Below are 23,591 nucleotides of genomic sequence, written 5' to 3'. Positions count from 1 at the left end.
CCAAAAACACGCCAGTTTTGCGAAAAACTAGATTTTCTCCGGTCGATGATTTTCTCATATGCGTCCCATGATATGCAGACTAGATTACAGCCAGTCAGAATGCGAATGGAAAACGATGATGAGAGACATGACGGATGCCGTTCTAGTGATTTCCAGCCATGTGGTGCGTGGCAGCGTCGGCAATCGCGCATCCGTTTTTGCACTGGAAAGTCTCGGTTTTCCCGTATGGGCCGTGCCGACGATCCTGTTGACCTGGCATCCCGGCCATGGGGCCGCGCATCGGCTGGTCGTACCTGATGAAGACTTCGACCGTTTTATAGACGATATTATCGCTGCTCCCTGGGTTCACGAAATACGGGCCGTGTTGTCGGGGTATCTGGGTTCACTGGGGCACGCGCGCGCCATTGCGCGGCTGGTAACAGCGTTGAAAGCACAGCGGCCAGACCTGTGTTATCTGTGTGACCCCGTTATTGGCGATGAAGGCGGCCTTTATGTGCCGGAAGCCACCGCCACCGCCATCCGCGATCACCTTGTGCCCATCGCGTCGCTGGCGACGCCCAACCGGCACGAACTGGCATGGCTCTGTGGCACACCCTCATTAAACAGCAACACCGAAATTGTGGAGGCTGCCTTGTCGCTTGGACCCGCCCGCATGCTGGTGACATCCGCCATTGCAATGATGCGCGGTGGTACAGGCAATCTGTATCTGTCCGGCAACCACGCCCTTCTGGCGGAGCACCGTCTGGTGGACAATGCACCCAACGGGACCGGCGATCTTCTCGCTGCCGTTTTCCTGGCGCGCATTCTTGAGGGTATGGATGACGAGCGCGCGTTGCAGATGTCGACTGCAACCGTCTTTGAAATCGTTGCCCGCTCATCGCGGCGCGGTGCCGGTGAACTGACACTGGAGCAGGATGCCTCCAGCCTCGCCACACCCATGGCCATGGTCCAGATGCGCCGCCTCCACCATCCGGCCCAAAAGGCTTAGGAAACTTGGCTTATGGAAAACGACGTTTGCCATTGAATTTACCGGGGTAAATCGTTAATCCATAGGGATGCAACGATTTCCTCCCCATCTTCTGAATGGCTATCAGAACTTCATGAGCGGCCGGTACACGGAAGCCGCCGAACGCTATAAGGCACTGGCGGAAACCGGTCAGAAACCACAAACGCTGGTTATTGCCTGTTGTGACTCACGCGCCGCGCCGGAAACCATCTTCGACAGTGGTCCCGGGGAACTTTTCGTGGTGCGCAATGTCGCCAATCTCATGCCGCCCTACGAGCCGGACAGCAATTACCACTCGACATCTGCGGCATTGGAATTTGCAGTTCAATCCCTGCGTGTAAAAGATATTGTTGTCATGGGGCATGGCCGTTGCGGCGGTATTCAGGCAGCGCTTAATTCCAACAGCGAACCGCTGTCGCCCGGGGATTTTATCGGCAAATGGATGAACCTGCTGCGCCCTGCGGCAGAGCAAATCCAGAACAACGAGCTGATGACGACGGGTGAACGTCAAACGGCGCTGGAGCGGGTTTCCATACGCAATTCAATCGCCAATCTACGCACATTTCCCTGCGTCAAAATCCTTGAGGATCGGGGCAAGCTGAATCTCCATGGGGCATGGTTTGATATTTCCTCCGGAGAGCTGTGGGTCATGAACCAGGCAACCGGCGACTTTATCAGACCATAGCTATCCTTGATTGTTCGGGTTTCGCATTTACAACCTGAAGTAATCATGCGTTAATGTCATCGTGCTAATCTGTGTATGCTCCGAAACGACATTGTGATGGCCATGCACAATCTAAAAGCAATTCCCCCCAAACTATCGCTGTTCAAATGGCTGCTGGCGCCGTTGCAGCCCGTGTCTGTCGTGCAGCATCAGGCGTTGCTGGGACATCTTCTTCTGTTGCGCCCTATCTTCGTGATCGGGGATTTGGCCTATGTCATCATTGCTGTGGCAGCGGTTGTCCGGCAACCCGGGCTGATTTTTTCCGCCATGCTGGTTACCAGTCTCGCGGTCTTTCTGCTAAGAATTGGCGTGTTGATCAGCAACAGCGAAGCGTATCGGGCCGGGCGCTCTATCTCGCTCACGCTCTCTTTGCTGACAGTGCTGATTTACCCGAGCGTCTTGGGACTGTTGACGTTCTTCTGTTTCGTCTCACAGGATTCTGTGCTGCAGGTATTGAGCGCCACCACAACAGTAGCTTTTGCGGGCGCCCTGTGTGCCGGCAACCCGACATTTCCCCGTCTGGCAATGGCACAGGTTCTATTGTGCGACATCCCGCTGAAAATCGGCGCAGCCGCAACGGGAGATCCGTGGTTACTGATTTTCGTTCTGCAATCGCCGCTCTACCTCGGTGCGCTCTGGATCGCGCTGGGTACCATGCATGCAAACCTGATTGCCGCGCTGAAATCCGAATATGAGCACGCCAAACGCGCCGATACCGACGCTTTGACAGGGTTGATCAACCGGGCAGGCCTGAAATCGCTTTCTGCTGCACTGGAAGCCGATATGACCCACCGCCTTCCGCTCGGTGTTCTCTACATCGATCTGGACGGGTTCAAAGACGTGAACGATACGTTCGGGCACGAGGCTGGCGATAGTGTTCTTCGTCAGGCGGCGGATCGATTTCGCAACCTCGTTCGCGAGGAAGACAAGGTTGTCCGGTTGGGCGGCGATGAGTTTCTGATTGTTCTGGTAAACTGTATGCCGGACACGGTTTTGAACATCGGCTACCGGATCGTATCGGAAATGTCGTCTCCGATTTATATCAACAAGACCCACGAAACGCATATATCGGCCAGTGTCGGCATTGCGCTGGGAAAAACCGGAGTGCCAGATAGCCTTACCTCGCTGATGATGCGGGCTGACAAGGCCATGTACAAATCCAAGCGCGACGGAAAAGGGTGCGTTACCCTGGCAACGTAAAACGCCTGTCGGAATACCGACAGGCGTTTTGATGTTGACGATCAGCCGTCGATCGCAGCGCCCATAATGGCGATAGCCTGTTGGTAGACGCTGGCGGCATTCCAGCCCTGTATCGCTGAAAAGTTCGGCTCTCCCGGCTGGTAGCCGGCACCGGCCGTCCAGCCATGTCCGCGCAGGAAGTTGGCCGTAGAAGCCAATGCGTCGGCTTTGGAGCCAACCATGTCAACATGACCGTTTCCATCGCCATCAACGCCGTATTTCAGCACGTTTGTCGGCAGGAACTGCGTCTGGCCAATTTCGCCATGCGCTGCACCCACAGCCGTTGGGCTCAAATCACCACGCGCTACCAGCTTCAAGGCCGAGTAGAGCTGGTCCGTGAAGTAGTCCGAACGGCGGCAATCATAAGCCAGCGTTGCAACAGCCGACAGCGTATGTTCCTTGCCAAGGAAGCTGCCAAAGCCTGTTTCCATGCCCCAGATCGCCAGAACCGGACCCGCAGGCACACCGTACTGCTGCTCAATGCGCGCAAACAAAGCGGCATTCTGCTGCTTCATTTTCTTGCCACGGCTGATGATGGTCTGCGAGCCGCGCTTCTTCATGAACTCGTCCAGCGACAGCTTGAAGCTCTTCTGCCCACGGTCGGCACGAATGGTCGCCGTTGCGTAGGAGACGTTGCTGAAGGCACTGTCCAGCACGTTGGCGCTGATGCCGCTTGCGGCTGCTTCCTGCTTGAACTGTTGCATCCAAGTCGAAAAACCGGATGAATCATTGCCACACTGGGCCGCAAAAGCGGCCGCTGGCGCACCCGCCGTCAGCATCATGGCGGTCATGCCCATCAGGGCATACTTTGCTTTCTGCATAAAAACTCCGTTCCTATTCTTGCCAGCCAGAAACAGAAACGTAGCGCCAATGCCTGAAAAGCACAGTGTTTCACGTGAATTCTGTATCCAGTCAAAATTCGTCGTCGATGGGGCTATAGTATAAACCCCGCAAGCCCGGATAGGGCTTACGGGGTTTTTAACCATAAAACCTTACGGATTCGTCATCACGCCGCTTGGTTTTTAGCCGTAATCAAACCGCGGCTGACCAGCAACTCTGCAATCTGAATTGCGTTGAGTGCCGCACCCTTGCGAAGGTTGTCGGAAACGACCCAGATGTTCAAGCCATTTTCGACGGTCGCATCTTCACGGATACGTGAAATGTAGGTGGCGTCCTCACCGGCGCACTCGTACGGCGTGACGTATCCGCCATCTTCGTGCTTGTCGATCACCAGGCAACCCGGTGCTTCGCGCAGAATTTCGCGGGCTTCGTCTGCGGTGATCTCGTTCTCGAACTCGATGTTGACTGACTCCGAGTGCCCAATGAACACAGGCACGCGAACAGCCGTGCATGTGACCCTGATCTTCGGATCGAGCATCTTTTTGGTTTCTGCCAGAACCTTCCACTCTTCCTTCGTATAGCCATCTTCCATAAAGCTATCGATATGCGGAATTACGTTGAAGGCGATGCGCTTGGTGAACTTCGTGTTCTGGATCGGGTCGGCAACAAAGACAGCACGGGTCTGATTGAACAGCTCATCCATGCCTTCTTTGCCAGCGCCGGAAACGGACTGGTAGGTGGACACAACAACACGCTTGATCTTGGCGTGGTCATGCAACGGCTTCAAGGCAACAACCAATTGCGCTGTCGAGCAATTCGGGTTGGCGATGATGTTCTTCTTGCCGAAACCATCGATAGCATCGGGGTTCACTTCCGGCACGATCAGCGGCACTTCGGAATCGTAGCGCCAGGCCGACGAGTTATCGATGACAACGCAGCCCTGCGCGCCAATCTTGGGCGACCACTTCTGCGACACCGTGCCACCAGCCGACATCAGGCAAATATCCGTATCGGAAAAATCGTAGTTTTCGAGGTTCTTGACCTTCAGCGTCTTGTCACCGAAGGAGACTTCCGTGCCCTGCGAGCGGGCCGAGGCCAGCGCCACAACCTCATCTGCGGGAAAGCCACGCTCCGCCAGAATGTTCAGCATTTCGCGCCCGACATTGCCGGTCGCGCCAGCCACTGCTACTTTGAAACCCATGATACTGCTCTCTTTCTATCCTCTCTCCGCTTTGCCTTGGGGGAAGCCCGCCGGCCAAAGCGCGGGCCTCAGGTCCCCGGCCTAACCGGGGAGAGAGCGGTGGCCAGAGACGTCAGATAATCTTCGACGTTTTGGCCGTGTGTTTGGACAACGAGAAATGGCGAACCCGCCCGGCGCAAGACGCCGGGACCAGCAGTGCAGCAATGTCAAAACCAGACGTGCGCATGAGACGGCTCCTCTTCCGGTTTTGCTCATACGCGGTTTTAACGGTGTGTCAACTGGAAACCAGCGGATGGCGGACTGGCCAGCCGTTTAAATCCGGTACGAACAGAAACAATCGCTGTGCCAGAATAAAGGCCATCGTCATGGCTGACCATGCGCCCAGCGTCAGACCTGCGGCCACGTCACTTGGGTAATGCGCACCCACGATGATGCGGCTGATGCCGAAGATCAGCGCCAGAACGGCGCAGCCCCAGCGATAGCGCGGAAACAGCATGGCGAACGCGCCGAAAAAGGCGCCGACCGCAGTGGAATGGCCGGAGGGAAAGCTCTCGAACAGCCAGTCACCGACAAAAGGCAGAAAATAGTAAGGGCCGTATTCGCTGTAGAGGTCGGGTCGCGCCCGCCCAATCGGAATTTTTAGGCCATGGACGACGATTGTCGCCAATCCGGTGGTCAGGAAAAAGTAGAAGGCAATCTTGGTGAGCGCTTTCGCCTGAACCTTCAACCGGGAACTGTCTGACAGTTCATGGGTCAGATACGCCATCAGCGTCAACAGGGCCGAGCCGTAGATCATCCAGGAGAAGGTGCCGAAATCGGTGATGTCAGTGTTCACACCCACGATCCAGTCCGGCAGGCCGCGTCCGAATTGCGAGATGGCCCCATCAAACGGCAACAGCACGCCAACGGAGATGACAGCCACCAACAGGAACCACCCGGAAGACACAAGATACGTTTTCATGGGCGGTTCCTGCTGATCTTTGACTAGGCCGTTAGATTTCGGAATTCTGCCAGAATGGCATCGCCCATTTCGGATGTACCGACCTGTGTGCAACCGTCGGCCATGATGTCGCCGGTCCGAATACCGTTATCCAGCACGTTGGCAATCGCCTGTTCCAGTTTGTCAGCTTCCGCAACGAGATTGAACGAATAGCGCAGGCACATGGCAAAAGACGCAATCATGGCGATAGGGTTGGCAATACCCGAACCCGCAATATCCGGAGCGGAGCCGTGCACAGGTTCATACAGGGCCTTGCGCTTGCCTGTTGTCTCATCCGTTGCGCCGAGAGAGGCGGATGGCAACATCCCCAAGGAACCGGTCAGCATGGCCGCCACATCCGACAGCATATCGCCGAACAGATTGTCGGTAACGATTACGTCAAACTGCTTTGGCCAGCGCACAAGCTGCATACCACCGGCATCGGCCAGCATGTGCTCCAGCGCCACATCGGCGTAATGGGCCTTGTGCGTGGCGGTCACGACCTCATTCCACAGCACGCCAGACTTCATGACGTTGCGCTTTTCCATGGAGCACACCTTGTTGCCGCGTGTGCGTGCCAGTTCAAAAGCTACGCCCGCAATGCGCTCAATCTCGTAAGTATCGTAGATCTGCGTATCGATACCGCGTTTCTGGCCGTTGCCGAGGTCGATGATTTCTTTCGGTTCGCCGAAGTACACGCCGCCGGTCAATTCACGAACGATGAGAATATCGAGCCCCTCAACCACCTCTGCCTTAAGCGACGAGGCCGCCGCCAGCGCCGGGTAGCAGATGGCTGGCCGCAGATTGGCGAACAACTGCATGTCCTTGCGCAGGCGTAGCAGACCAGCCTCCGGGCGGACCTCATAGGGTACGCTGTCCCATTTGGGGCCGCCGACAGCACCAAACAGCACCGCATCGGCTGCCATCGCCTTGGCCATATCGGCGTCCGAAATGGCCTGTCCATGCGCATCATAGGCGCACCCGCCCACAAGTCCTTCATCCGTTTCAAAACCACCATCAAGATCGGCATTCATGAAGGCGATAATTTTACGGACTTCTGCCATGGCTTCCGGCCCGATGCCGTCACCGGGGAGAAGAAAGAGCTTGCGGGTCATGATGGCAGATCCTCCATTGGGTCATATCTATGCTGGCTGTACGGCGGGGTTGAAAGGTTTTCAACCCTCAATTTCTTCGCGCAGCATTTCCAGCGTCAGCCATTCTTCTTCCATGGCAGCGATCTTGGTGCGCCGGTCTTCCAGCGATTTGGCGAGCTTGGAAAAGCCATCGGGATCACGCGCAAACAGGGCAGGATCGGCCATTTTGTGCTCAATGTCGTCTGCCTCCTTGCCAAGTTTGTCCATCTCTTTGGGCAGGTTCTCAAGGGCGAACTTTTGCTTGAAGGAGAGCTTGGCTTTCGATTTGCCAGCCTCACCAGCGTTGCTTTGTGCCGAGACGCTTGCCTTGGCCTTCTCGGACTTTCGTTTCTCGGCCTCCGCACCCTTGCGCTGCGCCATCATATCGGTGAAGCCACCGGCAAACTCAATCCAGCGGCCATCCGGGTTTTCCGGGTCGGCCAGCGCGATTGTCGAAGTGACGGTGCGGTCCAGAAAGTCACGATCGTGGCTGACCAGAATGACGGTGCCGGGAAAGCCTGCGACGATTTCCTGCAGCAGGTCGAGCGTCTCAATATCCAGATCGTTCGTCGGCTCATCGAGGATCAGAAGGTTGGCGGGCCGGGACAAAATCCGGGCGAGCATCAACCGCGCCCGCTCTCCACCGGACAGATCGCGGATGGGCGTGCGGGCCTGTTCCGGCTGAAACAGAAATTCCTTCATATAGCCCGTCACATGGCGTTGCTCACCATTGACGAGTAGGTTTTCACCGCGTCCATCGGTCAGGTAATAGGCCAGCGTATCGTTGAGGTTGAGATCCTCGCGCCGCTGATCAAGCGTGGCAATTTCCAGATTGGTGCCAAGCTTCACCGTTCCGGCATCCGGCGCGCTCTGGTCAGTCAGCAGTTTCAACAACGTAGTTTTGCCTGCGCCATTGGGGCCCACAAGACCAATACAATCGCCCCGATGCACCCGGATGGAGAAATCCGAGACGATGGGTCGGTCGCCAAAGGACTTCGAAATATGCTCCGCTTCGATCACCAGCTTGCCGGATTCGCGCACATCAGAAATCTGCGCTGTGACCTGCCCAAGGGCACCCTGATGGCCACGATGTTTGGCGCGCATCTCCGAAAGCTCGCCAAGACGCCGCATATTGCGCTTGCGCCGCGCGGAAACACCGTAGCGCACCCAGTGCTCTTCACGCTCAATAGCTTTACCCAGCTTGTGCTGTTCGATTTCCTCTTCTTCCAGCACCTTGTCGCGCCACGCTTCAAACTCGCCGAAGCCACGATCCAGACGCCGCGACTGGCCGCGGTCCAGCCACACGGTAGCAGTGGAGACTTTTTCCAGGAAGCGCCGGTCGTGCGAAATTACCACCAGCGCGCTGCGGCTGCGGATCAGTTCCGTTTCCAGCCATTCAATGGTTGGCAGGTCCAGATGGTTGGTTGGCTCGTCCAGGAGCAGAATGTCCGGTTCCGGTGCCATCACCCGGGCAAGTGCTGCCCGCCGGGCTTCACCCCCGGAAAGATGCGACGGGTCTTCCTCCCCGGTCAGCCCCAGATGCTGAAGCAGATAGGTGACGCGGTACGGGTCATCACCCGGTCCAAGACCGGCCTCGGCATAGGCCTGCACGGTGCTGTAGCCATCAAAGTCCGGTGCTTGATGCAGGTAGCGAATTGTGGAAGAGGGATGACGGAAGATGTCGCCCGACTGGGGTTCGGCCAGCCCGGCCGCCATTTTCATCAGCGTGGATTTTCCGGAACCGTTGCGCCCGACAAGGCAGATGCGGTCTCCCGGCTCCACTTGAAAATTGGCCCCGTTCAACAGGGGCGTACCGCCAAAGCTTAAGAAGATATCGTCGAGTTTCAGAATAGGCGGAGCCATAAGATCAATGTCCAGAAAAGTCGTGAGGGCGGGCCAGCAGCACGGCGCGACCTGCATCAAGGGATACGCGCACGGGGCCGCGTGCAATGTTGGATATGGTGCGTGATGAGCCGAAGGCCAAATCAAATCGTGTCAGCGGATAGCCAACGTTGCCAAGTGTCAGCGCGTCCAGCGCGGTTAGCCCCGGCACCGAGAACAGGCTGCCGTCCGGCAAGTCGATGGTGTGCTGACCGGGCAGAATCGGATACGCCTCTTCCGTTCCCGACGTTAGCATGACAGACCATCCGTCCTCGGCAAGACGCAGGCTCATCAGCAGGTGCGCCAGCGCATGGTCCGTCCGCTCTCCGCCGAGTGCCCCCACCAATGTCAGCGATGTTGCGCCACGTGCCTTGGCCTCACCAACGGCAATCTCTCCATCGGTCTCATTTTTGGCGGCGGGATAGGGCTGGCGCACAACCTGCGGCCATTCGTTGATCAGTGTCTGGTCGGTGGAATCGAAGTCGCCCACCCACAATTCCGGCGTTAAACCCAGTGCTAGCGCGTGGCGCATGCCGCCGTCGGCGGCAATTGTGCGGCAGCCTGCCAGTTGCGCACGCAGCCGGTCGGTTGGCTCCACGGCCCCACCCAGAAGAATTGCAAAGTGCTGTTGTGTCATGACCAAGCCTTTACCTGAGATGTTGCCGGAAAGGAACGTCTGTCGCGCTTGCTATTCGCGTTGCGCGCGCATAGATTTCAGCCTGCTCTAACGGGGTGCTGCAATTGCAGCTGAGAGGCTTTTCAGCCAACCCGCGGAACCTGATCCGGCTTATACCGGCGGAGGGATTAGACGCGTGTGTGACGCCCTAACCCCAGTTTAAAAAAAGGGAGGCGAAAGCCATGCGACTGACGATTCTTCATGCTCTGCTCCCGGCTCTGGCCGTGTTGGCTGGCCCGGCTACGGCCGAAGATAAAACCCTTACCGTCTACACCTATGAGAGCTTTACCGCTGAATGGGGGCCGGGGCCGAAGGTGACCGAAGGGTTTGAAAAATCCTGCGCCTGCAAGATAAATTGGGTATCCGTTGCCGATGGCGTCGAGTTGTTGACGCGGCTGAAGCTGGAAGGACCCGGCTCAAAGGCCGATGTGGTTGTTGGACTCGATACCAATTTGATTGCCGAGGCGAAAGCGACCGGTTTCTTTGCGCCGAGCGAGGTGGATACGTCCGGCATCAATGTGCCCGGCGGGTTCAGCGATGATGTGTTCGTGCCCTACGACTACGGCCACTTTGCTGTGGTTTACGATACGCAGACCCTGCAAAATCCGCCCAAAAGCATGAAGGAACTGGTTGAAGGCGATCCTTCCCAGAAGATTGTTATCGAAGACCCCCGCACCTCGACGCCGGGGCTGGGCCTGCTGTTGTGGGTTCGCGCTGTTTATGGCGATGACGCACCGGCCGCATGGGCAAAGCTGAAAGAGCGCGTGCTGACGGTTACCCCCGGCTGGTCGGAAGCGTACGGCCTGTTCACCAAAGGCGAAGCGCCCATGGTGCTGTCCTACACGACCTCGCCGGCGTATCACATGGTATCGGACAACAGCGACCGCTATAAGGCTGCCTCCTTTTCCGAAGGGCATTACGTTCAGATCGAAGTGGCTGGTATTACCAAAACTGCAAAAGATAAGCCTCTTGCCCAAAGCTTCCTCACGTACCTGATTGGGCCGGAAGCCCAGGGGGTCATACCCGTTACCAACTGGATGATGCCGGTTGCGCCCGCAGCAAGTCCCCTGCCCGCCGCCTTCAACACACTGGTCAAGCCGGAAAAGACGTTCCTCATGTCCCCGGTGGATGTGGAGACAAAGCGGAAAGCCTATATTGATGAATGGCTGGCCGCCATGAGCCGTTCTTGATACGGATGCAAGCCTTATCCGGCAGAACAGGTGCCATGCTGGCGGGCGCAGTGTGCCTTGCCATTGTGGGCCTGTTCGTCGGCCTTCCGGTGCTGTCGCTCCTGTTGTCTCCGGTAGGTGGTCCGCTCGACGGAAATGCGCTGTTCGATAGTTATATCTACCGTGTGGCGCGTTTCACGCTGTTGCAGGCTGTTGCTTCCACCCTCCTCTCTGTTGCGTTTGCTCTTCCGGTGGCGCGCGCCATGGCGCGGCAAAGCCGTTTTCCCGGGCGCATCTGGTTGGTGCGGCTCATGGCCCTGCCCCTCGGCCTGCCTGCCCTCGTTGCGGCTTTGGGTCTAGTCGAAATCTGGGGCCGTCAAGGTTGGCTGAATAGCCTGTGGACCAGCGTCACCGGAGCCGCGCCCATTAGCATCTATGGTCTGACTGGCATTCTGCTGGCACATGTTTTTTTCAACATGCCACTGGCCGCACGGCTGATGCTGGCGGGGCTGGAGCGATTGCCCAACGAGTATTGGCGGCTGTCGGCCAATCTTGGCATGGGACCGGTTGCGGTCTTTCGATTTGTGGAATGGCCAGCGCTGGCACGGTTGATCCCCGGAATTGCCAGCCTGATTTTTATGCTGTGCGCAACGAGCTTTACCCTTGTGCTGACACTGGGCGGCGGACCGGCTGCAACTACGATTGAAGTGGCGATTTATCAGTCGCTCCGGTTGGATTTCGACCCAACCCGCGCCGTCGCCCTCTCCTGTCTGCAAATTGCTTTTACCGGTGCCTTGCTGTGGATTGCCGCTCGCTTTGCCGTGGTGGAAGACGATAGCCGCACCAGCGGTCAGCGCGTTCGTCGTTTTGATGGTCGCTCCTTTGGTGCGCGCCTTCGCGATGCAACCACCCTTTTTGTGTTCCTTGTGTTCACCGCCGCGCCGTTGGTCGCTGTGGTCCGGTCCGGCCTTGCGGCGGATCTGGGGCGGCTTGCCAGCGACCCGCAGGTTCACAAAGCTTTGCTAACGAGTCTCGCCATTGCCGGTGCCGCCGGGGTGCTGACGGTTGCTCTTGCGGCCAGCCTTGTACGGGCGCGGCAACAGGCCTTGTCGCGCCGCAGGGCGGGACCATCCGCATTGGCACTGGCCTCGGGTATATCGGCCAGCACCTCGCTCGTCCTGCTCGTGCCGCCGGTCGTGCTCGGTTCCGGCTGGTTTCTACTGGTGCGTCCAATAGGCGACGTCGCAACGTTTGCGCCTTACCTTGTCATCGCTGTGAATGTGCTGATGGCCCTGCCCTTCGTGGTGCGCGTGCTGGACCCGGCGTTTGCCCAACACCGCAGCCGCACGGCCAGACTTGCCGATAGTCTGGGCCTTTCCGGCTGGTCCCGGATCCGCCTGATAGATTGGCCGGTTCTCAAACTTCCGTTTCTCATGGCGTTTTCCTTTGCCATGGCGCTGTCTCTGGGTGATCTGGGTGCTGTTGCGCTGTTCGGGTCTCAGGATATGGTGACCCTGCCCTGGCTACTCTTTAGCCGGATGGGCAGCTATCGTACCGCCGATGCCGCAGGGCTTGCGCTCCTGCTCGGGCTGATCTGTGTTGGCCTGACAATTCTTGGCACCATGCGGGGCCGTGCGCCTTTGGAACCTCATCATGGCTAGTCCTGTCCTTGTTCTCTCAAACACCGTCGTTGACTTCGGTGCGACCGTTCTGTCATTTGACTGTACCGTCAGCCAGGGCGAAATCGTTGCGGTTGCTGGCGCTTCCGGTTCTGGCAAATCCACCCTGTTCAATGTGATAGCCGGATTTGAGCAACTGGATTCGGGTAAAGTGTCCATTGAAGGACGAGACGTTACGGCTCTGGAACCTGCACAAAGACCGGTATCCATGGTGTTTCAGGACAACAACCTGTTCACACACCTCGATATCGCCACCAATATCGGGCTTGGCATCAACCCCGCCTTAAGGTTGACCGCCCAGGAAAGAGCCAGAATAACCGAGGCACTTGCACGCGTTGGTCTGGCGGGTTTCGAAAAGCGCCGCCCGGCGACACTATCCGGCGGAGAGCGGCAGCGGGTGGCCCTCGCCCGCGCGTTCGTGCGACGCCAACCGCTGCTGTTGTTGGATGAACCCTTCGCCGCGCTTGATCCGGGCCTGCGTGGCGATATGCGCCAGCTTCTGCGTGACCTTCACGAAGAGACCGGCAACACCATTCTTCTCATCACGCACCACCCGGATGATCTCGTCGATCTTGCGGATAGCGTGCTGTTTCTGAATGGCGGGCGAATTTTTGCCCATCTTCCAAAAGCGGATTTTCTGGCAACCGATGATCCTGCGACACGCATGTTCTTGGGCGCCACCGGACCGCGTCCCTCTGCTGACACAATTTAAACGATCTGCTCATGCAACAGTCGCCAGAAATCGGCATGGGTGAGTGTGTCCGGGGGCAGTTCATTTCAGCGTGTGCCGAAGGATATGGTAAGTACGATATTGAAATACCGCAGGTTTTTACAGCGTGGGGCTGTTGCCGCCAGCGCTGTGGGTTCTTATCTGTTGAAGCGGATAGGGCGCGTCACAAATGTTGACCTGCGGTCGCGGTAAGGTAGCAGACAGACTGGACGGGCTAAACGGAATGGAAGATCAGAGGGGCGTTTTGCCAGGCAATCGCATTTTGCGCACGAGTCTACTGTGGGGAGCCTTAAGCGCGTCCGTTCTTCTGGCGGGTTGCCAGTCCGTGCTGGACCAGAGCTACCAGCCGACAGTGGCTCCCTCCTCCAATCCGCAGATCGTTTCCGAGGTACAGAAGAACGATCCACGGGCTCAAATCGGGGCGCGTGAGCATCCGCGCATTGTTGCAAGCTACGGCGGCGAGTACAAGGATGCCAAGACAGAGCGGTTGGTGGCGCGCATCACCGGTGCCCTGACGGCAGTATCGGAAAACCCGAGCCAGTCCTACCGCATTACCATACTCAACTCGCCCGCCATCAATGCCTTTGCCCTGCCCGGTGGCTATCTCTATGTCACACGCGGCCTTCTGGCGCTGGCCAACGATGCCTCCGAAGTTGCAGCGGTACTGTCTCATGAAATGGGCCATGTGACAGCCAATCACGGCATTCAACGCCAGCAGCGGGAAGAGGCCGAAGTCATTGCCAGCCGGGTTGCATCCGAGCTTCTATCCAGCGACATTGCCGGAAAGCAGGCTTTGGCGCGGGGCAAGCTGCGTATGGCGGCCTTCTCCCGCAATCAGGAGCTTCAGGCCGATGTGATCGGTGTGCGCATGCTGGGCGAGGCGGGCTATGACGCGTACGCGGCTGCGCGTTTTCTGGAATCCATGTCCGCCTATAGCCGGTTCATGTCGGTTGATCCTGATACGGACCAGAGCCTCGACTTTCTCTCCAGCCACCCCAATGCACCGCAGCGTTTGGAACTTGCACGGCGCCATGCCCGTGCCTTTGGCGCGGAAGGTGAAAACGGCGATAAGGGTGCCGATTATTACCTCGCCGGTATTGATGGCCTGTTGTTTGGCGACAGCCCGCAGGAAGGCTATGTGCGCGGCCAGACCTTTCTGCACGGAAAGCTGGGAATCCGGTTCGACGTTCCCATCGGGTTTCGCATCGACAACAAAGCGGAAGCAGTTCTGGCGACCGGTCCCAACGAAACGGCAATCCGCTTTGACGGCGTGGCTGATTCGCAAGGCCGCAGCCTGACGAATTACATTGCCAGCGGGTGGGTGACGGGGCTGCAGCCCGAAACCATCCGGGCGACAACCATCAACGGTCTGGAAGCAGCCACAGCACGCGCATCGGCCGAGCGGTGGGACTTCGATGTGACCGTGATCCGGTTGGATACACAGATTTACCGGTTCTTGACGGCGGTGCCGAAGGGGTCAACCGCGCTGGACCCGACCGCGCAGACGTTGCGCGCAACCTTCCGGCGCATGACACCGGATGAAGTAGCTAGCCTGAAGCCGCTGGCAATCCGGATCATCACCGTACAGCCCGGCGATACCATGGCATCCCTTGCGCAACGCATGATGGGGACTGACCGTAAGCTTGATCTGTTTCGTGTGCTAAATGCCCTGCCGATGACCGCAAGTCTGACGCCCGGACAGAAGCTGAAAATCGTCGCTGAATAAAAAAACGCGGGCTGTTTCCAGTCCGCGTTCCCGATACTTGGTTTCAAAGTTTCAATGCATAACGGCAAGGGCAGGGGCTTTAGCTACCAAGGCCATTTTCAGCTTTTCCAAGGCGCGGGTTTCGATCTGGCGAACGCGCTCCTTGCTGATACCAAGGTCCACACCCAGCTCTTCCAGCGTTGCGCTGTCGTCTGAAAGGCGCCGGGCCCGAATAATCTTCATTTCGCGATCATTCAGATGGCCCAGAGCGTGGTTCAACCAATCGCGCCGACGCTCCGTATCAATGATATCGCTAACCTGCTCGTCGGGCAGCGGGGTATCACTTGCCAGCAAGTCCAGTCGTTCACCGCTGTCGGAATCACCCGATGAGATCGGCGCTTGCAGTGACGCGTCGTTACCGGACAGTCGCGCGTCCATGGTCTGCACGTCAGCAAGGCTGACACCGAGAGCGCCCGCGATTTCTTCATGCATCGCCTGTGCCGTCAACTGACGATCGCCTTGCGCCAAACGGGCACGCAAACGACGCAAGTTGAAGAACAGCGCCTTCTGTGCCGAACTGGTGCCGCCACGGACAATTGACCAGTTGCGCAGCACATAATCCTGCATAGAAGCGCGAATCCACCACGTGGCGTAGGTCGAAAACCGCACTTCACGACTTGGCTCAAAGCGAGCTGCGGCCTCCAGAAGTCCGATATGGCCTTCCTGAACCAAATCATTCATCGGCAGGCCGAAATTGCGAAATTTCCCGGCCATGGAAATCACCAACCGCATATGCGCCATGGCAATCTTGTTGCGTGCACCTTGGTCATCATTATCTTTCCACGCCTGAGCCAGAGCTTGTTCTTCCGACCGTGCCAGATAGGGCGCCGCCATGGCAATTTTGATCATGCGCCTGTCTGCGGAAAGATGTTTCATGAGGCTTTCTCCAAGGTCGCTGGTCGTGCCCAAGATTGACCTCAGGCATAACGGGGCGAAAAGCGATTCATTCCCGAGCGCGCCTGCTCTGGGGTTGTTTTTGAAACGCACCGCCTTAAGGAAAGTTCCCAACAAAAAACCCGGCGCTAGGGCCGGGTCTTTTAAAAGCAAGGGCCGCTGAATTCAGCCCCATGAAGAAGGTTAAGCCGCTTCGTCTTGGCTATCGTCTTCATCGGTTGCCTTGCCGCGCTTGGGACCCTTGGCAAGGTTCGTCTCAACCAGACGAACAGCTTCCGTCTCGGACATCTTGTTGACCGCCGCGATTTCACGCGCCATTCGGTCCAAGGCAGCTTCATACAGCTGGCGCTCGGAATAGGATTGCTCAGGCTGGTTTTCTGCGCGGTAGAGATCGCGCACAACCTCAGCAATCGAAATCAGGTCACCAGAATTGATCTTGGCATCATATTCCTGCGCACGGCGGGACCACATGGTGCGCTTGACGCGGGCCTTGCCCTGAACGACCTTAAGGGCGCGTTCGACAAAATCCGTCTCTGACAGCTTGCGCATGCCAATGCTAACGGCCTTGGCAACAGGCACTTTCAAACGCATCTTGTCTTTTTCGAAATCGATGACAAAAAGTTCAAGCTTCATGCCTGCTACTTCCTGTTCTTCGATGGTCACAATCTGGCCAACGCCATGGGCCGGATAAACAATCGATTCGCCGGTCTTAAAGCCATGGCGCGCGGAAGATTTTTTCTGTGGTGTCGTCATTCGTTTCAAAAACTCCCTGTTATGCTCCCGGTATAGCCGGGGCCGGGTCAGTCAGGCCCGGGAAAGACGGGGTCACCGTCGGGGACTCCATTTCCTGGTCCGGCCATCAAAGCGCAAACACTCTCCCACTGCGGTCGCCGTCAGCAGCCTTGGTCACTTATGAACCTTGGCCGCCTATGAAAAAGTACCGCCGTATGGAAGATCATCTGCTTTCGTGGGTGTGTTCGATGACAGCAAAATGCGCACCGATTTTGGATCAGTGTTGCGACACTAACACAAAAATCTGCGGAAATCAATTATTTGCTTCACATGAGCGCAAAGATCGCTATAGGGCGATTCGAATCGTCCTTTGCAGCATTTTCAACCGAACAGGTGTCAGTCGCCTGTACCCGGCTCCGGCGAGAAGTACTTTTCATACTTGCCGGTTTCGCCGTCCATCTCCTTGGCACCGTCCATCGCATCGCGCTTGACGGTCAAATTTGGCCATTTTTCGGCAAATTCTGCATTGATCGCCAACCACTTGTCCAATCCCGGCTCCGTATCGGGGAATATCGCCCCGGCGGGACATTCCGGCTCACACACGCCGCAATCAATGCACTCATCCGGATTGATGACGAGAAAATTTTCACCTTCATAGAAGCAGTCAACCGGGCACACTTCCACGCAATCGGTATATTTGCAGCGAATGCAATTGTCGGTAACGACGTACGTCATGGGGAGAACTCCGGCGAACTTTCACGTTATAGAGCGCATTGAAGTGGCTTGGACGGCCACCCCGCATCAAAGTGTCAGACGCACATTTTCGTTTCTTTCATCTGAATGGTGCGGATGCGTTGGAGGTAAAGGCTTTGATACCCCATTGCAAGAGCAAACAATCCCGAAAAAACCGCCAGCTTTAGCAGAGATTTCTAAACTTGCTCATCGTCCGGTTGTGCTGGCAGATCAGGGGCACTCAACAGGTTAAACCGGTCGATCTCCCTTCTGTCCTTCTTGGTCGGGCGTCCCGAGCCACGCTCTCTGGTGGCGTGCTCAAACTTGGTCAGCGGCTCGGGCGGCGGCGTCAGATCATCGTAAAGAAGCCGGGCTTCCTCGTAGGGCCCGCGCCGCGCGCCGCCATGCAGAACGCGAACGACAAGATCACGCCGGTCCAGACCAATGGTGACGATATCGCCGGTCTTGACGGTGAACGAAGACTGGCGCACCGGCGTGTCGTTAACGCGGATATCACCGGCATCAATCGCTTTCTGCGCCAGAGAGCGCGACTTCAGAAACCGGGCAAAGAACAACCATTTATCAAGCCTCTGCCGCTCAACAGGTGCGCTTTGCTCCGGTTTCAAACCCGTTGGAAGACTGTCTTTTTCCAAACGTTACCTTCCTTGCGCGCGTGGATTGCCGCAAAGCTGCGGTCAAAAAACTATATCGGTGTACGATATCCTATCGTAGGTGCCTAACAGGGCGTCTTCAAGCATATCAAGGGTGGCATATGTCCCAAATAACATCGGTTCAGGAGTACGAGCTTCAATTATCGTATCACCCATCGTCCAGGACAAGCGGCCCTTCTTGGAAAGTTCAGCCGTATAATCAATAGGCTCACCGCATCGCAAGGAAATACCGTGTGCGGCCATTTTCTCCAAAATAATAGGCCAGTCCGTTTCTCTGTATGGAATCTCGATGCCAAGTTTGGAAACAAAAGCTTCTATTTTGTCCGGTAGCGGGAATCCGGTTGCCAGCCGGAAGGTCACGCATAAGGGGCCTGTTTGGCTTGGACCTGCCCCAACCGCTTCTACTTTTGTAGGATCAATGTTTGCCTGAATAGGCTGACGATAAAGACGCGGGGCGCTGATAAGGTCGCAAATGCCGGCGTTTCCGTCATCCACCAGCTCAAGGCAATCAAAAAGATAACCGCTATTCCTGTCACCACCCAAAAAATGCAGATATCCAAAGCGACCGGTGCGAAGACGAAAGCGAACATAAGTGTTTGCGGAAAAAGACAACTCGAAGGGTTCAAGCGGCATGTCCGGCTCGCGCCGATCCAGATCAATTTCGAACCCATCGTACTCTATGCCAAATGCTTCCGCGTCGCTTTCCAACTGGGAGATGCAATGGTGAATATCATTCAGCTCAAGAGTATGAACACATTTCACAGTCAGCCTGTCACCGGAAATATCAAAAACCGCTCCACTATCCCTGTGTTTGATTTTTGTCCGCAGACGACGAAGTTTTGCGGCAGGTCCGAACAAGACGTGACAGACAAAGCCCTTCGCTGATCGAAGGTTGGGGATTTGCGATAGAACCTGAGATATCTGATCTCTATCCATACATAGAACCCTGCCGATGACGAATCGACAGGGTTCTACGTCATAAGACAACACTCAAACAAGGCAGATGGGCGATATCGCCGTTTACTTCTTCATCTGTTCTTTCAGCGCGGCCAGCTTTGCAAAGGGCGAATCGGGGTCAATTGGCTTTTCCTTGCGCGGCGCGGCTGCCTGATAGCTCTGGCCTTGAGTGTTGGATGGCTTGCCGCCACGATCTTGACGCTCGCCGCGTGGCTGGTTGCCATCGGGGCGGGGGCCGCTCTGTGGCTTGCCGCCGTGGCGGGGCTTGTTGCGGTCATTGCGTTCAGAACGTTCGCCGCTCTTGCGGTTCTGATCGTCACCCTCGCGGCGTTCGCCGCCCGGTGCAGCCTGCGCGCGTTGCGGACGACGGTCGCCCTGCGGGCGAGGACCGCGGTTTCCATCGCGCTGGCCTTCACGCTGACCGCCACGTTCGTTGTCGCCACGCGTACCCTGGTCGCCACGCGTACCCGGACGCCACAAGAGAACAGGCTTGGGTTCCGCTGGTTCTGCAGCCACGTCTGTCGGTGCTTCAGATTGTGTCTCGGCTGCGGTTTCTTCCGCTTTTGGTTCCACCGGTGCCGCCGTAGTCTCAGGAGAGTCCGGTGTTGCCTCAGGCGTTGCAGCAGCTTTCGCCTCTGCGGGCGTCTGCGTGCCGAGGAAACGTGCAGCTTCTTCTGCCGTTACACTATCGGCGCGGTAGCCGAGACCTTTCAGAATTTCTTCCATATCATCGGGCGTTGCGCCGAGAATGGACAGCATGGACGTCGTGGTGGTGAACCGGCGACCGTCATACGCCCCGTCAGGGCGCGGCGTCGTGCCGGGCTTCCACTGTAGCAGTGGACGAATGATATCCGCCAGACGTTCCAGGATATCGATGCGAACTGCGCGCTTGCCTAGGAAGCGGAAGCCCGCCAGCTTGTAGAACGTGCGCTCGAATGAATGATCCGTGACAACGGATGTGCGACCGGCCGCAAGAACGGGAATCAGATCCCCGTAACCGGGCTTGTCGAGACCATCATTTTTCAATGCCCAGAGCAGTGTAATGATTTCAGCCGGAGCAGGCTTCAGCAGCGCTGGCATGAAGATGTGGTAGGCACCGAAGCGAATACCATGGCGGCGAATGGAGGCGCGCGCATCCTGATCCAGGGATTTGACATCGTCTGCAACATCACGGCGGAACAGAATGCCGAGGTTTTCTACCAGCTGGAACGCGAGGCCCTTGGCCAGACCTTCGAGGTCTTCGGCGCGCGACAGATCGTCCAAAGGCTTCAACACGGTCGAGATATGATAATTGACGAAGCGCTCGATACGGGCAACCACATGGTCGCGGGCGTTGCCGGTCAGCTGCTCATCGGCCAGAACGATAACGCGGGGACGCATGACATGGTCGCTTGCCGTCAGGCGTGCCACCGGGTCGCCCAGCCAGCGCACCAGCCCATCGGAGCTCATGGCCAGATCGCCGTTACCGGCTGCGTGCAGACGTGCTGCGCGGGCTTCAAATTCCAGCGCCAGCGCCTTTTGCGCAGCCCCTTGTATGGCCTTGGCATCCGGCCCTTCGGTTCCCGCTACCAGCGTGAACCGGAACCCGGCCAATTGACCCACATGATGCCCTTCAACAAAGACATCACCATTTACACTGATTTCGGCTTCCAGCATCGCATTCTCTCTCAGGCGCTTCATGAGCACAGATGTCCTGCGATCAACAAAGCGTTTCGTCAACCTATCATGTAGCGCATCGGACAATCGATCTTCGATTTCCCGCGTCTTTTCCTGCCAGTGTGTCGGATCGGCAAGCCATCCTGGCCGGTTCGACACATAGGTCCAAGTTCGTATCTGCGCAATGCGCGCCGACAAAGTATCGATCTCACCGTCCGTTCTATCGGACCGGCGCACCTGTTCGGCCATGAAATTCTCGTTCACGCGGCCAAATTTTACCAGATCGGCGTAAATCGTCGAGATCAGATCAGCATGTTGCGCCGGTGTGATTCGCCTGTAATCGGGAAGGGCGCAGGCTTCCCACAGCTTTTCCACATTGGCGGGTGTCGTTGCAACGCGGGTTACTTCGGGGTAGCGGGACAGGTGCTCCAGCGCCTGCTGATCGATTGCGGGCAGGGCGCGGGTCAAGCCGCTGATGCGGGGAGCGGCTTCAAGCGAGTTCTTGAGCGCTTGCAGCGATGAGTAATCCATCTGCTTGGAACGCCACTGCAAGACCTTGACCGGGTCAAACCGGTGCGTCTCGATCCGCTCGACAAGTTCCTCGTCAAACGGCTGGACCCGGCTGGTCACGCCAAAGGTGCCATCACGCAAATGCCGACCGGCGCGCCCGGCAATCTGTGCCAGTTCGCCGGGGTTGAGGTTGCGGTACTGGTAGCCGTCGAACTTCCGGTCCTGTGCAAAGGCAACATGGTCCACATCAAGGTTCAGACCCATGCCGATCGCATCGGTTGCCACCAGATATTCCACGTCGCCTTCCTGATACAGCGCTACCTGTGCATTGCGCGTGCGCGGGCTCAGCGCACCCAGCACCACGGCTGCCCCGCCGCGCTGACGGCGGATAAGTTCGGCGATGGCGTAAACCTCGTCAGCGGAAAACGCGACAATGGCCGTGCGCTGGGGCAGGCGGGTAATCTTCTTGCTGCCGGAATAAAACAACTGCGACAGGCGCGGACGCTCGACGATGGTGATGCCGGGCAGCAGGTGCTGCAGGATCGGGCCCATCGTGGCTGCGCCCAGCAGCAGTGTTTCACCCCGTCCGCGCAAATGCATTAGCCGGTCGGTGAAAATATGGCCCCGCTCCAGATCGCCCGCCAGTTGAATCTCATCGATGGCTACGAAAGAGGCCATGGTTTCGCGCGGCATGGCTTCTACGGTGCACACGGAAAAGCGGGCATTGGCGGGGGTGATTTTCTCTTCACCCGTGATCAGCGCCACATTGTGGTAGCCAACACGCTCCACCACGCGGGTATAGACCTCACGCGCCAGCAGACGGAGCGGCAGGCCGATAACACCACTCTCATGGCCCACCATACGCTCAATCGCGTAGTGGGTCTTTCCGGTATTGGTTGGCCCGAGCACGGCGGTAACGCCGCGTCCGCTGAGGATCATAGGTTGGGCAGGCAAGGGCAATGATCCCGGCGCAAGCGTAAGAGTTTTGCCGCACGGCGCACGATGATGCCTGCGACGGACGTGCAACACATGCCCATGCCACGCCCTAAAGGCAAGAGGCAGGGGGACTTTTTTGTGCTGCTGCGCTTCATGGTTGCGTTGTTTCTAGAGCATTTCCAGTGAAAACGGAGTCGTTTCACGTCTGGGCAATGCGACAAAACAGGTGCTCTAGCCTCAAACGCGCTCCACGCACATGGCGATGCCCATGCCACCGCCGATGCAGAGCGTTGCTAGGCCTTTCGCGGCTTCACGATGCTTCATGGCGTAGAGCAGGGTGGTCAGTACGCGCGCACCTGATGCCCCGATGGGGTGGCCGAGCGCGATAGCGCCGCCATTCACATTCAGCCGTGTGGGGTCCAGTCCAAGTTCGCTTTGAACGACGCAGGATTGCGCCGCAAAGGCCTCGTTTGCCTCGATGAGATCGAGATCGCTCACTCGCCAGCCTGCTTTTGCCAGCGCCTTGCGGGAGGCGGGCACCGGTCCTGTTCCCATGATTTGCGGATCGACCCCCGCAGTCGCCCAGGAGACGATGCGTGCCAGCGGCGTGATGCCGCGCCGCACGGCCTCCGCTTCGCTCATTAATACCAGCGCTGCCGCTCCGTCATTGATGCCCGAGGCATTGCCCGCGGTCACGCTGCCATCCCGGTCAAACACGGTACGCAACTTTGCCAGCCCTTCCAGTGTCGCGTTGGCGCGCACGTGCTCGTCCGTGTCAAACACCGTATCGCCGCCCTTGGTTGGCACGATAAACGGTACAATCTCTTCGGCAAATCGCCCCTCAGTTTGTGCTGCATGGGCTTTCGCGTGCGACTGAACGGCGAATTCATCCTGCACCTGGCGTGAAATATTCCATTGACGCGCAACGTTTTCTGCAGTCATGCCCATGGGGTAGCCGTAGAAGGCATCTGTCAGACCGTCCTTCAGCATCGTGTCGATCAGGGATATGTCGCCGATCTTCGGCCCGTTGCGCAGATGGGTGCAATGTGGTGCCAGCGACATGGTCTCCATGCCGCCGGCAACAACGATCTGCGCATCGCCCGTCAAAATCTGCTGCATTCCGAGGGCTACGGACCGGAGACCGGAGCCGCACAACTGGTTGATGCCGAAGGCAGTAACCCCATGGCCCAGTCCGGCCTTCATGGCGGCCTGGCGTGCGGGGTTCTGCCCTTCGCCTGCTGCCAGAACGTGCCCCATGATCACTTCATTCACGTCATCCGGGTCCACACTGGCCCGCTCCAGCGCGGCGCGGATGACGCAGGCACCCAGTTCATGCGCTGCTATGGCCGAAAGGGCACCGTGAAAGCTGCCGACGGCTGTGCGCGCTGCACTGGCGATGACAATTGCAGGCTGGCTCATTCTTATGCCCTCAAATTCCTACGACACATTTTCCAAGATGGAGAGGGGCGGACCGTGCTGTC

General features: G+C 57.6%; 20 protein-coding genes and 1 riboswitch. Of the genes, 7 read left to right on the top strand and 13 right to left on the bottom strand.

Annotated elements, in window-relative coordinates:
* The first annotated feature begins 115 nt into the window (after window positions 1-115).
* The 3 genes from pdxY to IFT84_RS19665 all read left to right on the top strand — a co-directional run bounded on the left by pdxY (window position 116) and on the right by IFT84_RS19665 (window position 2,930).
* A complete protein-coding gene (gene pdxY, locus IFT84_RS19675; RefSeq protein ID WP_446737628.1) occupies window positions 116-988 on the top strand; it encodes a pyridoxal kinase PdxY in 873 nt (290 codons plus the stop codon).
* A gap of 67 nt (window positions 989-1,055) precedes the next feature.
* Window positions 1,056-1,691 carry a carbonic anhydrase gene (locus tag IFT84_RS19670; RefSeq protein WP_192122322.1) on the top strand — a complete coding sequence of 212 codons (636 nt, stop codon included), beginning with the start codon at window positions 1,056-1,058 and terminating at the stop codon, window positions 1,689-1,691.
* 96 nt (window positions 1,692-1,787) lie between these two features.
* Complete coding sequence (locus IFT84_RS19665; protein WP_192122321.1) at window positions 1,788-2,930, top strand: GGDEF domain-containing protein; 1,143 nt, start codon at window positions 1,788-1,790, stop codon at window positions 2,928-2,930.
* Between the two features lie 41 nt (window positions 2,931-2,971).
* Here the strand turns inward: IFT84_RS19665 and IFT84_RS19660 are convergent, their stop codons facing one another.
* The 6 genes from IFT84_RS19660 to IFT84_RS19635 form a co-directional block, all read right to left on the bottom strand.
* A complete protein-coding gene (locus IFT84_RS19660) occupies window positions 2,972-3,790 on the bottom strand; it encodes a lytic murein transglycosylase (RefSeq protein WP_192122320.1) in 819 nt (272 codons plus the stop codon).
* A gap of 185 nt (window positions 3,791-3,975) precedes the next feature.
* Window positions 3,976-5,010, bottom strand: a complete 1,035-nt coding sequence (locus IFT84_RS19655) for an aspartate-semialdehyde dehydrogenase (RefSeq protein WP_192122319.1) — start codon at window positions 5,008-5,010, stop codon at window positions 3,976-3,978.
* A 274-nt stretch (window positions 5,011-5,284) separates the two neighbouring features.
* Entirely contained in the window at window positions 5,285-5,971 is a 687-nt protein-coding gene (locus tag IFT84_RS19650; protein WP_192122318.1) for a phosphatase PAP2 family protein, read from the bottom strand.
* A 23-nt stretch (window positions 5,972-5,994) separates the two neighbouring features.
* Complete coding sequence (gene leuB / locus IFT84_RS19645; RefSeq protein WP_192122403.1) at window positions 5,995-7,107, bottom strand: 3-isopropylmalate dehydrogenase; 1,113 nt, start codon at window positions 7,105-7,107, stop codon at window positions 5,995-5,997.
* 57 nt (window positions 7,108-7,164) lie between these two features.
* The gene (locus IFT84_RS19640; RefSeq protein WP_192122317.1) at window positions 7,165-8,985 is read right to left on the bottom strand and encodes an ABC-F family ATP-binding cassette domain-containing protein; all 1,821 of its coding nucleotides are present in this window, start codon (window positions 8,983-8,985) and stop codon (window positions 7,165-7,167) included.
* Window positions 8,986-8,989: 4 nt separating this feature from the next.
* The gene (locus IFT84_RS19635; RefSeq protein WP_192122316.1) at window positions 8,990-9,640 is read right to left on the bottom strand and encodes a thiamine diphosphokinase; all 651 of its coding nucleotides are present in this window, start codon (window positions 9,638-9,640) and stop codon (window positions 8,990-8,992) included.
* An 81-nt stretch (window positions 9,641-9,721) separates the two neighbouring features.
* Window positions 9,722-9,824: riboswitch (TPP riboswitch) on the top strand.
* Between the two features lie 37 nt (window positions 9,825-9,861).
* Here IFT84_RS19635 and thiB point away from each other — a divergent pair.
* From thiB to IFT84_RS19615, 4 genes are all read left to right on the top strand, one after another.
* The gene (gene thiB / locus IFT84_RS19630; protein WP_192122315.1) at window positions 9,862-10,869 is read left to right on the top strand and encodes a thiamine ABC transporter substrate binding subunit; all 1,008 of its coding nucleotides are present in this window, start codon (window positions 9,862-9,864) and stop codon (window positions 10,867-10,869) included.
* Between the two features lie 5 nt (window positions 10,870-10,874).
* Window positions 10,875-12,509, top strand: a complete 1,635-nt coding sequence (gene thiP / locus IFT84_RS19625; protein ID WP_244651312.1) for a thiamine/thiamine pyrophosphate ABC transporter permease — start codon at window positions 10,875-10,877, stop codon at window positions 12,507-12,509.
* Window positions 12,502-13,239, top strand: coding sequence for a thiamine ABC transporter ATP-binding protein (locus IFT84_RS19620; protein ID WP_192122314.1), 738 nt, complete (start codon window positions 12,502-12,504; stop codon window positions 13,237-13,239). Before thiP ends, IFT84_RS19620 begins: the two co-directional genes overlap by 8 nt.
* 241 nt (window positions 13,240-13,480) lie before the next feature.
* The gene (locus tag IFT84_RS19615; RefSeq protein WP_192122313.1) at window positions 13,481-14,983 is read left to right on the top strand and encodes a M48 family metalloprotease; all 1,503 of its coding nucleotides are present in this window, start codon (window positions 13,481-13,483) and stop codon (window positions 14,981-14,983) included.
* A gap of 51 nt (window positions 14,984-15,034) precedes the next feature.
* Here IFT84_RS19615 and IFT84_RS19610 read toward each other — a convergent pair whose 3' ends face one another.
* The 7 genes from IFT84_RS19610 to IFT84_RS19580 all read right to left on the bottom strand — a co-directional run bounded on the left by IFT84_RS19610 (window position 15,035) and on the right by IFT84_RS19580 (window position 23,529).
* Window positions 15,035-15,898, bottom strand: coding sequence for an RNA polymerase factor sigma-32 (locus IFT84_RS19610; protein WP_192122312.1), 864 nt, complete (start codon window positions 15,896-15,898; stop codon window positions 15,035-15,037).
* Between the two features lie 201 nt (window positions 15,899-16,099).
* Window positions 16,100-16,669 carry a CarD family transcriptional regulator gene (locus IFT84_RS19605; protein WP_192122311.1) on the bottom strand — a complete coding sequence of 190 codons (570 nt, stop codon included), beginning with the start codon at window positions 16,667-16,669 and terminating at the stop codon, window positions 16,100-16,102.
* A 375-nt stretch (window positions 16,670-17,044) separates the two neighbouring features.
* Entirely contained in the window at window positions 17,045-17,383 is a 339-nt protein-coding gene (fdxA, locus tag IFT84_RS19600) for a ferredoxin FdxA (protein WP_192122310.1), read from the bottom strand.
* A 194-nt stretch (window positions 17,384-17,577) separates the two neighbouring features.
* The gene (locus IFT84_RS19595; protein WP_244651306.1) at window positions 17,578-18,033 is read right to left on the bottom strand and encodes an RNA-binding S4 domain-containing protein; all 456 of its coding nucleotides are present in this window, start codon (window positions 18,031-18,033) and stop codon (window positions 17,578-17,580) included.
* A 42-nt stretch (window positions 18,034-18,075) separates the two neighbouring features.
* The gene (locus tag IFT84_RS19590) at window positions 18,076-18,987 is read right to left on the bottom strand and encodes a hypothetical protein (protein ID WP_192122309.1); all 912 of its coding nucleotides are present in this window, start codon (window positions 18,985-18,987) and stop codon (window positions 18,076-18,078) included.
* Between the two features lie 84 nt (window positions 18,988-19,071).
* Complete coding sequence (locus IFT84_RS19585; RefSeq protein WP_192122400.1) at window positions 19,072-22,113, bottom strand: helicase-related protein; 3,042 nt, start codon at window positions 22,111-22,113, stop codon at window positions 19,072-19,074.
* Window positions 22,114-22,347: 234 nt separating this feature from the next.
* Window positions 22,348-23,529, bottom strand: coding sequence for an acetyl-CoA C-acetyltransferase (locus IFT84_RS19580; RefSeq protein ID WP_192122308.1), 1,182 nt, complete (start codon window positions 23,527-23,529; stop codon window positions 22,348-22,350).
* Between the last annotated feature and the right edge of the window lie 62 nt (window positions 23,530-23,591).

Origin of the sequence: Rhizobium sp. CFBP 8762, assembly GCF_014841565.1 — a bacterium.
In the GTDB taxonomy this organism is placed as follows: domain Bacteria; phylum Pseudomonadota; class Alphaproteobacteria; order Rhizobiales; family Rhizobiaceae; genus CFBP-8762.
Note: the sequence above shows the minus strand (reverse complement) of the source record. Positions and strands in the feature narration are given on the sequence as shown.

What these genes read in the sequence shown, in the direction of transcription:
- IFT84_RS19640 (WP_192122317.1), bottom strand. Translation starts at nt 8,985, where the DNA reads ATGGCTCCGCCTATTCTGAAACTCGACGATATCTTCTTAAGCTTTGGC.
- IFT84_RS19620 (WP_192122314.1), top strand. Translation starts at nt 12,502, where the DNA reads ATGGCTAGTCCTGTCCTTGTTCTCTCAAACACCGTCGTTGACTTCGGT.
- pdxY (WP_446737628.1), top strand. Translation starts at nt 116, where the DNA reads ATGATGAGAGACATGACGGATGCCGTTCTAGTGATTTCCAGCCATGTG.
- IFT84_RS19650 (WP_192122318.1), bottom strand. Translation starts at nt 5,971, where the DNA reads ATGAAAACGTATCTTGTGTCTTCCGGGTGGTTCCTGTTGGTGGCTGTC.
- IFT84_RS19615 (WP_192122313.1), top strand. Translation starts at nt 13,481, where the DNA reads ATGGAAGATCAGAGGGGCGTTTTGCCAGGCAATCGCATTTTGCGCACG.
- IFT84_RS19635 (WP_192122316.1), bottom strand. Translation starts at nt 9,640, where the DNA reads ATGACACAACAGCACTTTGCAATTCTTCTGGGTGGGGCCGTGGAGCCA.
- IFT84_RS19610 (WP_192122312.1), bottom strand. Translation starts at nt 15,898, where the DNA reads ATGAAACATCTTTCCGCAGACAGGCGCATGATCAAAATTGCCATGGCG.
- IFT84_RS19590 (WP_192122309.1), bottom strand. Translation starts at nt 18,987, where the DNA reads ATGGATAGAGATCAGATATCTCAGGTTCTATCGCAAATCCCCAACCTT.
- IFT84_RS19660 (WP_192122320.1), bottom strand. Translation starts at nt 3,790, where the DNA reads ATGCAGAAAGCAAAGTATGCCCTGATGGGCATGACCGCCATGATGCTG.
- IFT84_RS19670 (WP_192122322.1), top strand. Translation starts at nt 1,056, where the DNA reads ATGCAACGATTTCCTCCCCATCTTCTGAATGGCTATCAGAACTTCATG.
- IFT84_RS19655 (WP_192122319.1), bottom strand. Translation starts at nt 5,010, where the DNA reads ATGGGTTTCAAAGTAGCAGTGGCTGGCGCGACCGGCAATGTCGGGCGC.
- IFT84_RS19605 (WP_192122311.1), bottom strand. Translation starts at nt 16,669, where the DNA reads ATGACGACACCACAGAAAAAATCTTCCGCGCGCCATGGCTTTAAGACC.
- IFT84_RS19585 (WP_192122400.1), bottom strand. Translation starts at nt 22,113, where the DNA reads ATGATCCTCAGCGGACGCGGCGTTACCGCCGTGCTCGGGCCAACCAAT.
- fdxA (WP_192122310.1), bottom strand. Translation starts at nt 17,383, where the DNA reads ATGACGTACGTCGTTACCGACAATTGCATTCGCTGCAAATATACCGAT.
- IFT84_RS19665 (WP_192122321.1), top strand. Translation starts at nt 1,788, where the DNA reads ATGGCCATGCACAATCTAAAAGCAATTCCCCCCAAACTATCGCTGTTC.
- thiP (WP_244651312.1), top strand. Translation starts at nt 10,875, where the DNA reads ATGCAAGCCTTATCCGGCAGAACAGGTGCCATGCTGGCGGGCGCAGTG.
- thiB (WP_192122315.1), top strand. Translation starts at nt 9,862, where the DNA reads ATGCGACTGACGATTCTTCATGCTCTGCTCCCGGCTCTGGCCGTGTTG.
- IFT84_RS19580 (WP_192122308.1), bottom strand. Translation starts at nt 23,529, where the DNA reads ATGAGCCAGCCTGCAATTGTCATCGCCAGTGCAGCGCGCACAGCCGTC.